General features: G+C 64.0%; 15 protein-coding genes, 1 tRNA gene and 1 pseudogene. 11 read left to right on the top strand and 6 right to left on the bottom strand.

The features are described 5' to 3' along the window. Window positions 1–13: 13 nt before the first annotated feature. Window positions 14–448 (top strand): annotated as a pseudogene (locus tag G6N68_RS24130) (TetR/AcrR family transcriptional regulator C-terminal ligand-binding domain-containing protein); the annotation flags it as partial. 195 nt (window positions 449–643) lie between these two features. Here G6N68_RS24130 and G6N68_RS24125 read toward each other — a convergent pair. Continuing rightward, window positions 644–1,819 carry a rolling circle replication-associated protein gene (locus tag G6N68_RS24125; protein WP_240355605.1) on the bottom strand — a complete coding sequence of 392 codons (1,176 nt, stop codon included), beginning with the start codon at window positions 1,817–1,819 and terminating at the stop codon, window positions 644–646. 469 nt (window positions 1,820–2,288) lie between these two features. Here G6N68_RS24125 and G6N68_RS24120 point away from each other — a divergent pair. After that, a tRNA-Phe gene (locus G6N68_RS24120) sits at window positions 2,289–2,353 on the top strand. Between the two features lie 65 nt (window positions 2,354–2,418). Here the strand turns inward: G6N68_RS24120 and G6N68_RS24115 are convergent. Together G6N68_RS24115 and G6N68_RS31135 are read right to left on the bottom strand one after the other, a co-directional pair. Then, entirely contained in the window at window positions 2,419–3,960 is a 1,542-nt protein-coding gene (locus tag G6N68_RS24115) for a MutS-related protein (RefSeq protein ID WP_163717686.1), read from the bottom strand. After that, window positions 3,957–4,676, bottom strand: coding sequence for a MutS-related protein (locus tag G6N68_RS31135; RefSeq protein WP_240355603.1), 720 nt, complete (start codon window positions 4,674–4,676; stop codon window positions 3,957–3,959). Before G6N68_RS31135 ends, G6N68_RS24115 begins: the two co-directional genes overlap by 4 nt. Before the next feature lie 3 nt (window positions 4,677–4,679). Here G6N68_RS31135 and G6N68_RS31130 point away from each other — a divergent pair, with 3 nt between their 5' ends. Further along, the gene (locus tag G6N68_RS31130; protein ID WP_240355601.1) at window positions 4,680–5,330 is read left to right on the top strand and encodes a hypothetical protein; all 651 of its coding nucleotides are present in this window, start codon (window positions 4,680–4,682) and stop codon (window positions 5,328–5,330) included. Between the two features lie 680 nt (window positions 5,331–6,010). Then, window positions 6,011–6,358 (top strand): WhiB family transcriptional regulator, encoded by a 348-nt coding sequence (locus G6N68_RS24105; protein WP_371871659.1) that lies wholly within the window; start codon window positions 6,011–6,013, stop codon window positions 6,356–6,358. A gap of 52 nt (window positions 6,359–6,410) precedes the next feature. Here the strand turns inward: G6N68_RS24105 and G6N68_RS24100 are convergent, their stop codons facing one another. Beyond that, window positions 6,411–7,061, bottom strand: coding sequence for a biliverdin-producing heme oxygenase (locus tag G6N68_RS24100; protein WP_163717684.1), 651 nt, complete (start codon window positions 7,059–7,061; stop codon window positions 6,411–6,413). A gap of 131 nt (window positions 7,062–7,192) precedes the next feature. Here G6N68_RS24100 and G6N68_RS24095 point away from each other — a divergent pair, with 131 nt between their 5' ends. The 7 genes from G6N68_RS24095 to G6N68_RS24065 all read left to right on the top strand — a co-directional run bounded on the left by G6N68_RS24095 (window position 7,193) and on the right by G6N68_RS24065 (window position 12,749). Beyond that, entirely contained in the window at window positions 7,193–8,356 is a 1,164-nt protein-coding gene (locus G6N68_RS24095) for an AAA family ATPase (protein WP_163717682.1), read from the top strand. 100 nt (window positions 8,357–8,456) lie between these two features. Beyond that, the gene (locus G6N68_RS24090; RefSeq protein ID WP_163717680.1) at window positions 8,457–8,804 is read left to right on the top strand and encodes a DUF3703 domain-containing protein; all 348 of its coding nucleotides are present in this window, start codon (window positions 8,457–8,459) and stop codon (window positions 8,802–8,804) included. 126 nt (window positions 8,805–8,930) lie between these two features. Then, window positions 8,931–10,289 (top strand): hypothetical protein, encoded by a 1,359-nt coding sequence (locus G6N68_RS24085; RefSeq protein WP_240355599.1) that lies wholly within the window; start codon window positions 8,931–8,933, stop codon window positions 10,287–10,289. A 13-nt stretch (window positions 10,290–10,302) separates the two neighbouring features. Then, a complete protein-coding gene (locus G6N68_RS24080) occupies window positions 10,303–10,671 on the top strand; it encodes a hypothetical protein (protein ID WP_240355597.1) in 369 nt (122 codons plus the stop codon). Between the two features lie 12 nt (window positions 10,672–10,683). Next, window positions 10,684–10,989 carry a hypothetical protein gene (locus G6N68_RS24075; protein ID WP_163717678.1) on the top strand — a complete coding sequence of 102 codons (306 nt, stop codon included), beginning with the start codon at window positions 10,684–10,686 and terminating at the stop codon, window positions 10,987–10,989. Between the two features lie 67 nt (window positions 10,990–11,056). Next, window positions 11,057–11,836 carry a M15 family metallopeptidase gene (locus tag G6N68_RS24070; RefSeq protein ID WP_163717676.1) on the top strand — a complete coding sequence of 260 codons (780 nt, stop codon included), beginning with the start codon at window positions 11,057–11,059 and terminating at the stop codon, window positions 11,834–11,836. A 103-nt stretch (window positions 11,837–11,939) separates the two neighbouring features. After that, on the top strand, window positions 11,940–12,749 hold the full coding sequence (locus G6N68_RS24065; protein ID WP_163717674.1) for a class I SAM-dependent methyltransferase: 810 nt from the start codon (window positions 11,940–11,942) through the stop codon (window positions 12,747–12,749). Between the two features lie 40 nt (window positions 12,750–12,789). On the opposite strand, the gene G6N68_RS24060 is transcribed toward G6N68_RS24065, so the two are convergent. Next, a complete protein-coding gene (locus tag G6N68_RS24060) occupies window positions 12,790–14,307 on the bottom strand; it encodes an amidase (protein WP_163717672.1) in 1,518 nt (505 codons plus the stop codon). 34 nt (window positions 14,308–14,341) lie between these two features. Continuing rightward, the gene (locus G6N68_RS24055) at window positions 14,342–14,800 is read right to left on the bottom strand and encodes a hypothetical protein (protein ID WP_163717670.1); all 459 of its coding nucleotides are present in this window, start codon (window positions 14,798–14,800) and stop codon (window positions 14,342–14,344) included. Window positions 14,801–14,827 lie beyond the last annotated feature (27 nt).

Genomic DNA, 14,827 nt, shown 5'->3' with positions numbered 1-14,827 from the left:
GGGGAACCCCACGCCGGCACCAGCCACGGGAGCCCTACGTGATCAACTCATTGAACTGCTTAGTCGACAGGCCACCCTGTTCCAGGAAGCCCCGCTGCATGTCACCACACTGGCCTGGGTCGCACTGGGGCCGACATCCGACGGCGGCACCTCTGACCGGCACGCGTTACGAACGCGAATCGTCGATCACTATCGCCATCCCTTTGATCTTTTACTCCAAAGCTCCAACGCCCGAGCGGAACTCGACAACTTCGACGTAGATCTCGTGATGTGCCAACTCGTAGGTCCTGTGGCGTTCGCACGCCTCACCGGATTGCGTGCAATCGAGCGTCAGGACTGTGAACGCATCGTCGATGACTTTCTTGCCGCCCACCGTCGCACTGCTGATAAGCCGCCAGCGCAGCCCAATGCCCGCAAGCGTGCCGCCCGCCGCCCAAGCCCGAGTTAAGCGACCAGAACGACTCGGGTGCCGGTGATTGGGAACTGAACCCGGTATCGCCTAGCGACGCGCCAAACGTATCGGTGAGGTTGATTGCAGGCGCGAGTGTGCCCACTTCCGAGTGGCCGGCCGCCGAACCGCAGAGAAGGAAGGACCACAAGCTGAAAGCTTGACAAGTTCGCTACCTCGTTATCGCATCGAGCGCTAACGAGGTAGCGCTCGCGACCGCCCGTACAACGCCGCCGCAAGCTGTAGTGCGAATGCCGGTCCGCTGTTCAAGAGGGCGTACCCACCGGTTAGTCCTCCTTGGTCGCACAGAAGACGTCGTCGCCGGACGGTTCGGCGACGTAGGTTTCCCGTAGTGATTCTCAGGCGTCGAACCGAGCGTGGGGCGGTTCTTGCCGCGGCCGTGGAGGAAAGAGTTAAGTTGCCGTAGACGATCTGTGAGCGTGACCAGCGGCGGATGATCCTGCGGGCCATCAGGTAGGCATCTTGGGAGATCTCTACGACTGCGATTGCCTTTTGTAGCCCATGGACTCCCCAGTAGCGCCCTGGCCCCCGGCCCGGCTCTTGCCACGCTTGTGGAACTATGTGCTGATATTCCTTGTCGCTCAACATATTCGGTGAGGAATGTTTTGTGAAATAAACAGCGAGACGTTTAGGGTCGAAGGCCCGCAATCCCTTCAGAATGTCGACAGCTGTGCCAGCGAGCCGGTGGCGCGATCGTTGCTCGGCGTCGGGATGGCCAACGATGTCGGCCCATTCCTGCGATAGCCAGTCCCGGAATTTGCGGCCCGATCGACCGAGGCCATTTGGCGGAGCCATCCACAAGTGAATATGCGGTGCGCCGCGACGTTGAAATTCCAGCTTCCAGATGTAGCGAGCCGGTTCACCCCACTCCCGCTGAAACCGCTTGCGCCACAAAACCATGTGCCGCTTTACGCTAGCCCCGTCAGGCGCCACGCATTCCCAGTCGCCGGGATAGGTCAGCGTGACCATCGCGGGCACACGCCCGCTTTCCACCAGCGGCGTGTAATCGAGCTCGGCAAACGTACGGCACATCGCGGCTCGTGATTTGCGGGACCATTCGGTGATCGTGCGCACAGGCGGAGCGGGCGCGTCCCGGCCAGCCTTCAAGCGGTCCTCTTCGTTGGCCACATCGAGTCGGTGCCGTTCGACCGACCGCTCGGATGCCTTCTCGGCGCGAACGGGCCGGGTCCAGCCCAGCCGAACGACACCAGGCCCGATAGTGATTCGGAACCGACCGGATTCGGGTTCCAGGCCAAGCCGATCCCGGCCAGAAGCCCACGGCTGCGCGGGCTCAAACAATGTCGCCGCCGAGGCCACCATGTCGGGACCCGGAAAACGGAATCCCAGCACATCTGCAACCGAGAAATCCGCGTCAGCTCCGTGATCGATGGTGTCGCGGACACTTTGGGACATATAACAAGCCCGTTGGTCCCAGCCGGAACACGGCCTCCACCGCTACCGCCGTCCGACCGACCGCTGTCGCTCTCGCGCCCTGCGGCCTTGGCGGCCTCGGGCGCTCGCGGTCTACCGGCGTCCGCGGCTCCGGCCGTGTTCCGGCTGGCCGTTCGGGTTGTGGTCGGTCCAAGAGGTAATTGCTCCGCCGCAGCGCCGATAGAGCGCACTGTCGGCACAGAGATGCTGGGCATCGGGTACCTACTCCCCGGGAGCCCAAGGCGCGCATCATCGAGTGATGGGCGGTGAAGGGTTCCCTGTCGGGAGTGCTGTCACCGTGTCCGGTTTCTGTCCGGTCGCCGGACAGACGGCATGCGTCAGACGCGCTCAGCGCGTCGTATTTGACGCATGAAAACCGTTAAACCGCAGGTCAGCGGCTAATCCGTCCGCCTGAAAAGCGGAAGGTCGGCGGTTCGATCCCGCCCCTGGCCACCGCAGAGGTTGTTTCCGTGCTGCCCGCCGTGGGCCCAAGTTCCCGGGCGGCCGGTCAGTGCGATTCACCTAGATGACACTCGCTCGGGGTCGTTGTGCGCAGCGATGCCGAAGATTCGCCGGAAGGAATCCTGGCCATAGCTGGTTGCTTCGGGCTCGCCGGGAACCAATCGGAATGTTCGTACGCCATCCGAACGACGTTCGGCGCGCAGAAACAGGTCGGCGGGATCGTCTCGGGCGTACAGGCTGTGGGCGAAATCGTAGAGGTGCGTCACGAAAAACACCCTCACCCCACTTTCCACCATTGCCCGCACGATGCCGCGCGCGATCTGTGAGCCCTCAAGCTCATTCGTCGAGGCAAAAGATTCATTGCACAACAGCAGCGAGGTCGGATCGATGTGGTCGACGATCTGGCTCAGGCGGGCCAGTTCCTCTTCGAGCTTGCCGTGCCTCAGGGTGGCATCCTCTTCCCGCTTGAAGTGGGTAAAGATGCGGCCTCGGACGTTGGCGCTGAAAGCTTCCGCCGCGACGAACATGCCGGCTTGCATCATCAGCTGTGCGGCGCCGACGCTGCGCAGAAATGTCGACTTGCCACCTTCGTTTGCGCCGGTAACGACAACCAACGTCTTGTCGTTGGCGTCGACGTCATTGCCGGTGACTTTGTTGCCGATGCTGAGGCAGAGCGCGACATCGCGTAATCCGCGGCACCGAAACCGCAGTGTGTCGGCTGGCGTGGGTACCGGAAAGCAGGTCGGCACATGGCGTCTGGTGAGCTCGTCACGCAAGTTCAGGCAGCCGAGGTAAAAGCCCAGTTCTGTCCGCAACCGGCTGAAGAAGCTTTGAAAATGCTCCGCTGCCTGGGTGACGGTGTTGGCGACATCGTTGACGGCGCGGCCTCCCAGTGCCGACAGGGCTTGCTCACCGGCCATGTCGTCGGGGTCGATGGAAAACTCGCGGCTCTCTTTGGGGTTTGCCGCCAGCTTGGCCCACCAACCGCGACTGCGTAGTGGTGGTTGGTGAAGCAGGTGGTTTTCGCCCTTGTTGCCCGGACCCAGTTGGACGCTGAGCAGGAGCCCGCGCGGCAATTGGAGCTCACCAAGATGTTCGTCGACTTGGGCCAGGTAGTCCTCGGGTAGCTGCTGGGTGAGCATGGCAAAAAACTGCCGGAAGCCGGCAGAGCGGAACTGATCGGCATGGTCGTTGGCCAACCGGCGCAACTGCCTGATCGTCTTCAAAAGCAATTCCAAGATCCGGACTGAGCGGCGCAGGAGCAATTGCGCATCATTTGATCTCAGACCGCCAAGGAATACCTTGTGCCGCAGTGCGATCCCCTCGACCTCCGAGGTCATCTCGTAAATCCGCTGCACCACAGCGCGATTGGCCAAACAGTCGCCCAACACCTGTTGCCGATAGATGATGACGTCGGGATCACTGACGGTGAGCGGGACCACCTTCTTGCCGGCTTCGCGCAGATACCGGTCGCCGGCCGCCATGGCATCGTAGATCTTGTCGAGCTCCAGATCGTCGTTGACGAGATCGCGTAGCCCCTCAGGTAACTGGGGTGTCAGGTCGATATCGGTTTCAGGATGTAACAGGCGCACCTTCATCGGGAAATCCTCTGCCGCAGCGCGTCGTGGTCGAGTCCGTACTTTTCGGCAAGCGCAGCGGCGTAGGCCAAGCCGTCCGCGGGCCGACGGGTGAACTTGAAAGTTCGTTGGGAAGGATCGTCGGGCACTACTTCGCCGACCATGCTGACGCAAGCCCTGTCCAAGCTGGCCAGTTGGTCAATGAAGCTGACATAGACAGCAGTGCAGCGCAATTCGATTACCCGCTCGATGACTTGGGTGGCGATCCACAGGGCGTCGCTGAGGGTGGTCGACGAGAAGCTCTCATTCATGACGATCAAACTCGTCGCGGTAGCGCGGGTCAGGATGTCATGGATCCGGACCAACTCTTCCTCGAGCCTGCCATGCAGGGACGAGAGGGTCTCCTGACGCTCGAAATGGGTATAGATCCTGTCGGGCAACGTAAATTTCGCACGTCGTGCCGGGATCGGACAGCCGAGTGAGGCGAGATAGGCGCATTGGCCGATGGTGCGGGCGAATGTCGTCTTGCCGCCCTGATTGGGGCCGGTGACGACGAATATGCGCTCTGGACTTGACAGCCGAAAGTCATTGCATACCACCGTCTGTCCCGCGTCGATTGCTTTGGTTGCCAGGGCCAGGTCGAAGGCATCCTCGGCGGACAGGGCGCCAGGCTCGGTGGTGATTTCGGGATAGGTGAAGTGCAGGCCGGCGGCGCGGAATTGGCGGGTGAAGGCCAAGTAGTGCAGATAGAAGCGGATCTCGTGGTCGAACTGGGCAATCGTCGGTTCGACGAAGTGCGTGTATCGCTGACAGAATCCGTCGAGGAGAGCGAAGGCTTCTGGGTAGAGTTCCGCGACACAGTTGAGAATCTGCGCTTCGACATGATTCATATCGGCGGCGTTGTCGATGTGTGCGTGGTAATCCTTGCTGACCTCGGTGGCGAACCTCTCGAAGGTTGCTACCGCTTCTTCGGTGTAATCCGGTTGACCCTGGTACTTTTCGACGAGCACGCGCCGACCCTGGATGTGCACGCTATAGCGAACCCTCTGCAGGGCGTGCTGAACGGCCGCGGTTTCGCGCGCCAGATCCCCGAACGCGCTGCTCTCGACAAATTCGGCCAGATGCCGGGCAAAATGTTGCAGTCCGCGGGAAGCTGGCTCGACCGCAGCGAGCTCAGAGCGGAGCACAATCAAAGCATCACAATACGTTTGGACGGCGTAGACAAACCAGCCCTGTCGTTACAGGTGATGCCGCAACTCGTCTGCCTGATCGTGTCGGCGCCGCACCGTTCGCATGCCGTCGACGAATCTCAGGATTGTCTGCCGGGTCTGGTCGCGTTCGAGATCCTGGAAAACCTCGTGGCGGTGCAGGACGGTACCAACGTCGCCTAATGGGACGTAGAAGTACTGGTCGACGTGATCCTCGATGTGTCCGGCGTTCACTGCCGCGATGATTTCTTTGACGCGTAAATCAGCCACGCAATCGGGCACGGCGTCGGCGGCCCGCGGTGGGCCGCCGCGCGGGAACAGGATGCTGGTGAAGCGAGCCATCTATCGCTACCTGCCTTCTGTCATTCCCGACTTGGCGTCGACTGTCCACGCGGAGTAGTGCATGTCCGGAAAGGCAGATATCGAAACTTCGACAACGTCGGCTGCCACATGCCGCCGCGCGCCCCGTCACCTGGACGTACGGATCGACCAGATCGTCCTGCCGATTGCCGCTACGCGCGCCGCCGCCGCGAGCGCCTGCGGGTGGGTGAACACCAACGCCAGCGGCCCTCCTTCCCCTTGTGACCGCGCTGTGAAACATTTCACGCAGAACCCCTGGCAATCCGGGCGACAAGCCGCAGAGCAGGCTTTGTCCAGGCAATTCCCAGGTAGCGAGTGACTGTCGATCGCGGCCCGACGGCACCGCAATGCGGTACGTCCGTGCCAAACAAATTGCAAGAGTTGGCTCTACCAGCTAACTTAGGCGCGGGGGAGTTTCGGGTCACACCGGCGTGGCAGAGGTGATAGACACCACAGGGGTAGGGACGGCTGTACGCCACAGCCGGGGACGAAGGGAACAACGAGTGTCCGAAGCGCGACCGGCGACGCGTCGATTGAGCTTGGTTCCGGCTAACAAACCCATGCGCGCGGTGCAGGCGGAGGATCGCGCCTGGGTTCAGCAAGGGCTGTGCACGGGCGCAGACCCCGACCTGCTTTTCGTACAGGGTGCGGCGCAACGCCAGGCCGCGTCGATGTGCCGGCACTGCCCAGTGATGCAGGAATGCGCGGCGGACGCGCTGGACAATCAGGTCGAGTACGGCGTCTGGGGCGGTCTGACCGAGCGTCAGCGCCGAGCGTTGCTCAAGCAACACCCCGACGTGTCATCGTGGGCGGAATTCCTCAACAAGCGCAAAGTACGCACCATCGGGTAGCGCGCGCTCCTCATTGCCTTCCCGTTACGGCTCTCGGGCCGTGCGCCCGTTATTAGCGCTGGTAGTCAGACAAGTTCTCACTGAGTTCGTCGAACAACGCCTGGTTCAGGCCAAACGCGACTCTCACCTCGTCGACCGCACGATCGATGTCGTCGGCGTCGAGATCGAGGCCGTCAAGACGGGCGCGGTAGGCATCCTTATAGGGCTTCGTCCGCATCGGGAAGTCATAGAACGCCAGTCCGGCACCAGCCAGGCCGAAGGTGCGGTCCAGAATCTTGCCGATGGCCTGGCCTCCCGAGAGGTCGCCGAGGTAGCGCGTGTAGTGGTGGGCCACGAGCGCTCCACCCCAGGACGCGCTTGCGATTCGATCGCGGTAGGCCGCGGCGGCGGGTGAGTCGACTATGCGGTCTGCGCCGGGTGCCCAGTGGTCCAGGTCGGCATCGATCGCCGAGAGGCGCTCCAGCGCGGGGTCGTAGACGGCGCCCACCAGTGGGTCATCGCGCCGGATCCGGACGGCGTCCTCGAGTGCCTGGTAGACGACCCGCAGTCGACGCAGGTAGTCCGCATAGCCACGCTCGTTGACCCGGCCGGAAAGCAGTTCGGTCACGAACCGGGAGCTTTCCGCGGCGTCGTGTTCGGTCGCCGAACCCTCCTTCATCGCCACGGAGAGAGGCCGGATGGCCTCGGCGGCGCGAGAGGTCATGCCGTGCTCCTAGCGGTTGGTGGACGCCCTGACAAGTCGTCAAAAACGATACTGACAGATAACCCCGGGGCGGTGGTGGGTCGATCGACCGCGACGGTGAACCATCAAACGGCATGGCATAGCGTGGCGACGTGTTGTCGACCGTCGCGGTGGAGAACTACCGCTCGCTGCGGCAGCTGGTGCTTCCGCTGCGTCGGCTCAACGTCATCACCGGTCCCAACGGCAGCGGCAAATCCAACCTCTACCGGTCACTGCGCCTGTTGGCCGACTCCGCTCGCAACGGCGCGGTGGCAGCGTTGGCGCGCGAGGGCGGGCTGAGTTCAACCATGTGGGCCGGCCCAGCCGTCGTCGGAAAGGCGGTGCGGCAGGGTCGCCAACCTGTGCAGGGAACCGTGCGCACCCAGTCGGTGAGCTTGAAACTCGGCTTCGCCGCGGCCGATTTCGGTTATGCCATGGATCTTGGCCTGCCGGTTGCCGGTCGCACAGCGTTCGGGCTGGATCCCGAAATCAAGGTCGAAGCGGTATGGGTCGGCCCGGTCTGGCGCAAGGCCACGGTGATTGCCGACCGGGGCGGGCCGATCGCCCGGGTCTGCGACGGCGACGGAAACTGGCACATCATGACGGATGCGCTGCGGCCGTTCGACTCGATGCTCAGTGAACTGGCCGACCCGATCCGCGCACCCGAGCTGATTCAATTGCGCGAGCGAATCCGCGGCTGGCGCTTCTACGATCATCTGCGCACCGACACCGACGCTCCGGCGCGGCAGAGCAGAATAGGCACGCGCACAACAGTTTTAGGCCACGACGGCGCAGACCTGGCCGCTGCCTTGCAGACGATTCGCGAGATCGGCGACGCTGCCGCCCTCGACGAGGCCATTGACAGTGCCTTCCCCGGCACCCGGGTCGACGTCGAAAACACCAACGGGCGTTTCGAATTGGCGTTGCACCAGCCTGGGATGCTGCGCCCGCTGGCCGCCGCAGAGCTTTCCGACGGCACGCTACGTTATCTGTTGTGGACGGCAGCCCTGCTCACCCCGCGTCCGCCGCAGCTGTTGGTGCTCAACGAGCCCGAGACGAGTTTGCATCCAGATTTGTTGCCCGCCTTGGCGGCACTGATCGCCACAGCGGCCGAAAACAGCCAACTCATCGTCGTCACTCATTCGGAAGCACTCGTCGCGGCCCTGCAGGAAGCCGCCGACGTGCACACGATGCGTCTGACAAAGGAACTGGGGGAGACCCGGATCGAGGGCCAAGGAGTCCTCGACCAGCCGCCGTGGCACTGGCCACCACGCTGATCGTCAGAGACCTGGGCCGGCGGCGGCTTGACCGCGTGACACATAGTCATATTAGAATAACCGAATATGTTACGGCGCATCGTCAGAGAATGGAGCCGATATGGCCAAGCTGAGCCCCGCGGCCCGCGACCTGTATCACCGCGAAATGGCCGCCGCGGCCGGGGCCGAGACCGCTGAAGCGCGGTGGTATCACCTGGAACGGGCGCACATTCTGTCCCAGCCCGCGGCCTGGCTGCATACCCGTAACCACGTCGCGATGTTGAATCTGGCCCTGCGCCAACATGACCGGCGCGAGGCGCTCGGTCAGGTCGTACGCATCATCCTCGCTGCGCCCGGATCCCTGACCGGTCGCTTCCCCGAAGGCAATACCGGCCGCGCAACGGCCGGACTCATGACGCCGATGCCCATACCCGGCGATCTGCTTGCCGCCCTGAGGCTCGCCGCGTAACCGAGTACCGCGAGAGATATTGCCGACGCCATTCCGCTGGCGGCCCTCGACCGCCTCAACTGCGGATGGATGCGGCCTGACGTGCGCAAATAGACGCACCCCGCGATTTCGCGTTAGGTTTCGTCGATGAGCGACGTGGGGGCGATCGATAGCACGCTGGCGCAGTTGGCCAATTTGCTGGGGACTGGGGCACCGCCCACCCCGGCGCCGCCCGCGACACCGACACCGCCGCCACCGTGGCCACCGTGGACGGGCGACGCCAGCGATCGCGCGGGCGAGGCGTCGAGCAAGCTAGACGCTGAGCGGACCCGTATGCATTCTGCCCAGGTGTCGGCGACCGGCATCATCAACGACGCCTCCCGGATCACTCTCGCAGCACGCGGTCGGATGGCGCAGGTGCGTGCGGGCTGGGAAAGCGACAAGGCCGCGCTATGGCCGATAGTCAATACGCCCAAGGGCAGGGCGGCCGTACTCACCGCTGGGCACCGGCGCATCGGGGAAGCCGGCGGGGTGATCCGGGACACGATGACCGAAATGAGTGGCGCCGCAGAGCGTTTGCAAGCGGTCGGTCTCGATCTTCCGCTGACCCCTGGGCCTGCGCTTCCCGAATCTCCGCAGGAGGATCAGCGGCGCCAGAACCAAATCGAGGCATTCAAGCAGGTTTTCGGTCGCGAGCCGACTTCACCCGCGGACTGGGCAACAGCCGCCGCCCTCGACCCGCACACCTACAACCCCAACTACGCCGGTGTCGCGCCGCAGATCAGCGTGGTGCGTATTCGCCCTGAACCGGGGCAGGGGGTGGTCCGTGTCTCGCAGTGGATCGCGCAACGTGACGTGACAAGCTTCCCGCCGTGGAAACGCGACTTCGGCAACGACCGTGGGCCCAGCATGTATTTCGACCCCGAGGACACCAAGGTCACCACCTACATCGACTACGAAAACGGACTCGTAGTGATGCGCCAAAACCCGTCCATCGAGCTGAATTCCGAAGGCGGGCCGGGCACCGTCAAGGTGGGCACGCCCAACGGCAGCGTGACGCAGCTGCCGGACGGTTCGGTGCGGGTCAAGTACGACGCCGGAAATCCCTTTGCGCCAGGGTTTGCGACCGATCCCAAGGGGATCCTGGCCGACCACCAGGTGACGGTCAACGGCGACCTGGTGTTCACCCCGGGACCAGATGGTGTGCAAGTCAACGGAACTCGCACCAACTATCCGTCGATGGAGGTGTATCAGGACCTGCCCAACGGCACTACCCGAACGGTCCTCGTCGATCCTGCGTTTTCCGGCAGCTCACTGGGTCCTGCACTGAATCTGCCCCGCCACCATGACGTTGGGCTGGGCGGCTCGGTATTCGCACCGTTCGACACGGGCGGGTGGAACCCCAAGTACGACGTGCGGGCACCGCTGCCGGCCACCCCATTCGGTCCCGTCACCAGCCCACCATCAGTACCCCCATTGCCCACCGGTGGAGTCGTACACTTCTAATTGCTGCATCCGGATGAAGGCGCAGGTGATGCCCATGTCTAGTTTTGTCTCCGATCCCGCCTCGCGGCTGGAGCTGGACGAGGATGCCTGGCGCACCGCGACAAGGTCCGCGCCATTCGTCGTTCAACTCGTCATGGGCGTGCTGTTCGTAGTCATGTGGCTGCTCGCGAAATCGGTTTTTCCGACGCCAGGCGTATACGAAGGGGACCGCGCCTGGTTGATCATGGCCGCGGTCATCACGACGTTCTTATCGCTTGGGGTCGGTGCCATGTTGCGAAGGTCGCCATCGTCGCGCCGCCGAGGGCTTGGTGTCAGTATCGCCGGTACGTCCGCGACCGTCCTCCTCGGCTCAATCGTGTTCGCATTCGTGATCCTGCACTGACATTGGTTGATGATGACTGAATCCGCTGTCCCCGCACCGGTTGGGCGTTATGGTCCGGTCAGCTTTCAGGTGGCTCTCGTTCACATCCTCGTCGTGGACCTGATCGCGTGGATCTTCTTTCCCCTTTTCATCTTGTTGGTCATTGCCCTACCGATCCTGATCCTTTACCTGGTTATCGCCGCGTTGATTGCGAAGGCGCCGGGCACCACCGGTCAGATAGGTCGCGGAATGTTGATCGGCAGCCTGTCGGGACCGCTGTCGCTGGCCGTCTACATTCCCTGCTTCATGCTCGTGCACTGGATGAGTCAGAACACTTGACGGCGATCACGCCCATGGAGCCGCGGCGCTGCGGGCGTCCGGTCCGATGAGGCGAGACAATAAGCCGATGCGTTATGGGAGCAAACTCCTGCACCTTGCCGTGACCGCCACACTGATCACGGGAGGTGTCTGGGGCTCAATTCGCGCGGAATCGACCGAGCTGAAGTTGGATTCAGCGACCGCGACGTCGGTGGCCGTGCGGCCGGTGAATACCACCGCCCCGGCCTATCCGGCGGTGCCGCCGGTGAGCGATGCGGCACGCGAAGCGGGATTTGTCGACGTCCGAAGCGTAGTGCCCGACGCCCTGATCGACCTGCGCTACGCGACGACCAACAATTTCACCCACACGCAGCTGTACCCGTCCGACGCCCGCTGCCTGGTGCATCAGTCAATGGCGCGTGGCTTGGAAACCGCCGCGTCGGTGCTGCGGCCGCAGGGACAGGTGCTCGTGTTCTGGGATTGCTACCGACCGCACGACGTCCAAGTCAAGATGTTCAACGTGGTGCCCAACCCGGCGTGGGTGGCGCGTCCGGGACAGTATGCCCACAGTCACGAGGCCGGTCGTTCGGTGGATCTGACCTTCGCCACCCCGCAGCCGCAGTGCCCCCGCGAGCGCGTGGTGAGCGGGCTCTGCCTGGCCGACATGGGCACGGACTTCGACGATTTCTCGTCGCGGGCAAACGCTTACGCGACGCAAGACGTGAGCGCGGCCGCCCAGGCTAATCGAGCTCGGCTACGTGAGGCGATGAATCACGGCGGCTTGACCGTGTATTCGGGGGAGTGGTGGCACTTCGACGGCCCCGGCGCCCACGACAACCGGCCAATCCTCAACGTACCGGTCAACTAGCTTCGCCGCTTCTTACGAGCAGACGCTAGAGCGCCCAAGAACGATCTGTTTTGCGCTATTTTCCGACTGCTCTCACAACAAAGGCGGCGTTACGCTGGACGCCGTGACCGAACCCCGAGCGACCTACACGCACGGACATCACGAGTCGGTGCTGCGCAGCCACCGGCGGCGCACCGCCGAAGATTCCGCGGCCTACCTGCTGCCCCACTTGAAACCCGGACTGACGTTGCTCGATATCGGTTGCGGCCCAGGCACGATCACGGTGGACCTGGCCACCCGGGTGACACCCGGATCGGTGACGGCCGTCGAGCGAACCACCGAGGCCCTCGACCTGGCCCGCGCCGAAGCGCAGCGCCGCAATGTGTCCAACGTCGACTTCGTCACCTCTGACGTGCATGCGCTCGACCTCGCCGACGACACTTTCGACGTCGTCCACGCCCATCAGGTGTTGCAGCATGTGGCTGATCCGGTTCAGGCCCTTCGGGAGATGCGCCGGGTGTGCGTACCGGGCGGGATCGTGGCGGTCCGCGATGCCGACTACGCCGGGTTCATCTGGTATCCGCGGCTGGCGCCGCTGGATCGCTGGCTCGAGCTGTACCAACGGGCCGCGCGCGCCAACGGCGGGGAGCCGGATGCCGGCCGGCGACTGCTGTCCTGGGCTCAACAGGCCGGCTTCGCCGACATCACGCCGACCGGCAGCATGTGGTGCTTCGCGACCGATGAAACCCGCGACTGGTGGGGTGACATGTGGGCCGACCGGATCCTGCGGTCGGACTTGAGCCGCCAGTTGCTCGATTCGGGTCTGGCGACGGCGTCCGAACTCGAGGAGATCTCCGCGGCCTGGCGCGCCTGGGCTGCTGCGCCGGATGGCTGGTTTGCCATCCCCAACGGCGAGATCCTCTGCCGCGCTTAGTCGGGACTCGCAGCCAGTACTGCTTGAGGGGAAGGCGGCACTACTTCGGCGCGGAAGGGAAGCCGCCACAAAGAGATTCGAAGGCGTGCGCGACGTTCAATACTGTAGCGTCGTCAAACCTTTTGCCGACGATCATCATTCCGGCGGGCAGTCCGTCGACCAGGCCGGCCGGAACCGAGATCGCAGGGTGGCCGGTGACGTTCAACGGCGCAGTATTGGCGGCCTTGCCGACCGCCGCGTACAGCGACGTGACATCTTCGGGAAGTGGTTGGGCGGTGGCCGGGGTCGCGGGCATGACCAGTACGTCGTAACGCGCTAGCGCGTCGTCGTATGCCGCGCGCGCATGCGGAACCAGATTGCGCGCCTTGGCGTAATACGAACCGCCAAGCGCGTTGAGGCCGTAATAGCCGGCCGCAGCGGTCGCCTTGACGATCGCGGACAGTTGATCGGCGTGGGTGCGCCGCTGAGTCGCGAAGTGCGCCATCAGGTCTGGGTCGTAGCGCCCCTCGGTGCCCAGCCCGTTGCCATTGCCCTCCAGCATCTGGTAGACGCCACCCTCGGTGCAGAAGACGGCCGACAAGGCCAGTGCGCCGCCGTGCCACGGCACGCTGATTTCTCCTATCGAACAACCAATTTCGGTGAACCGGTGGGCGGCTGCGCGGACGAGTTCGTCGACTTCCGGCTGTGAACGGCGATGTCCGAATCCCTCGGTGAGCAGGCCCACCCGCAGGCCCGCGACATCGCCGGTCAGGGCGGCGGAGTAGTCCGATGAAGGCAGCTCCGAGGGCTGGCGAGGATCCCACCCGTCGGTGCCGGCGAGCACGGTGAGTAAGAGCGCGGCATCGGAGACGGTACGCGTCATGGGTCCGAGGTGGTCGATGGTGCGGTCCAACGGAATCGCGCCGGTGTAAGGCACCAGCCCGTGCGTCGGCTTGAACCCCACGATCCCGCACAGCGACGCCGGAATCCGAATCGAGCCCGCCTGGTCAGCGCCGATGGCCAGATCCACCGCATCAGCGGCCACGAGTGCGGCGCTGCCACTGGACGACCCGCCCGTTTCTCGGGTGGTGTCCCACGGGTTGCGCACCGGCCCCGAAGCGGACGTGAAGCTGGACCCCGAATAGCACAGGTCCTCGCAGACACTCTTGCCGGCGATGGTCGCCCCTGCGGCAAGCAGCCGCTCAACCACGGTCGCGTCGCGGTCGGGGATGAAGCCCTCGACGGCGCGCGATCCGTTCATCATCGGTACGCCGGCGACGGCGATGTTGTCCTTGACGGCCACCCGCCGGCCGGACAGCGGTCCGTCACCGTCCGAACGGATCTCGGTGGTGACATACCAAGCGCCCAAAGGATTCTCGTCAACTGCCGGGAAGCGGTAGGCGCGGTCGGGAGCGGGCGTGCGCGCAACTTCGTCGTAGAGCTTGTCGATGACGTCGTAGGTATCGAGCATCTGCTGCACGAACCCCAACGCGGACTGCCTGCCGTCGGCGTCGAGGTGAAAACCGAAATGCTCGGCCGCTGAATCGATGTCCGACATCGAGGGCCTGGGAACCGCCATGCCAACTCCCGTCCGTCCTGGCCGTCGGCCGAATTCAGCGTTCGCGCAACTGCTCGCTGTCCAGTCGCGCCACCAGGGCGTCGATGTCGATTCGCTCGGCAATGGCGGTCACGTCCAGGCGCGCGGCGATGGCGTCGATGTCGATCCGGGCCGCAATGGCGTCGATGTCGACGCGGTCGATGATGGCGTTCATGTCGAGTTGAGCCAGCAGAGCATTGACGTCGAGGCGGTCGATGATGGCGTTCATATCGAGCCGGGCCAGGAACGCGTCGAGGTCGAGGCGCGCGATGATCGCACCAAGGTCGATGCGGGCCATCATCGCGTCGATGTTGATCCGCCGGATGAGTCGATCTAGCGCCTTGCCATCCCGCACGACGGTGTCGACGAGTCCGTGCAGCGCGCGTTCGGCCTCCCGTCGCTGTCGGCGCAGCAGTCCGCCGACCATCGGCAAGCCTCCGCTGGCCCGCTCTGTCTGATCGGATTTATCGGCCATTGCGGCATTGTGTCAAAGCCGACCCGC

The organism is Mycobacterium bourgelatii (assembly GCF_010723575.1).
Lineage (GTDB): Bacteria > Actinomycetota > Actinomycetes > Mycobacteriales > Mycobacteriaceae > Mycobacterium > Mycobacterium bourgelatii.
Note: the sequence above shows the minus strand (reverse complement) of the source record. Positions and strands in the feature narration are given on the sequence as shown.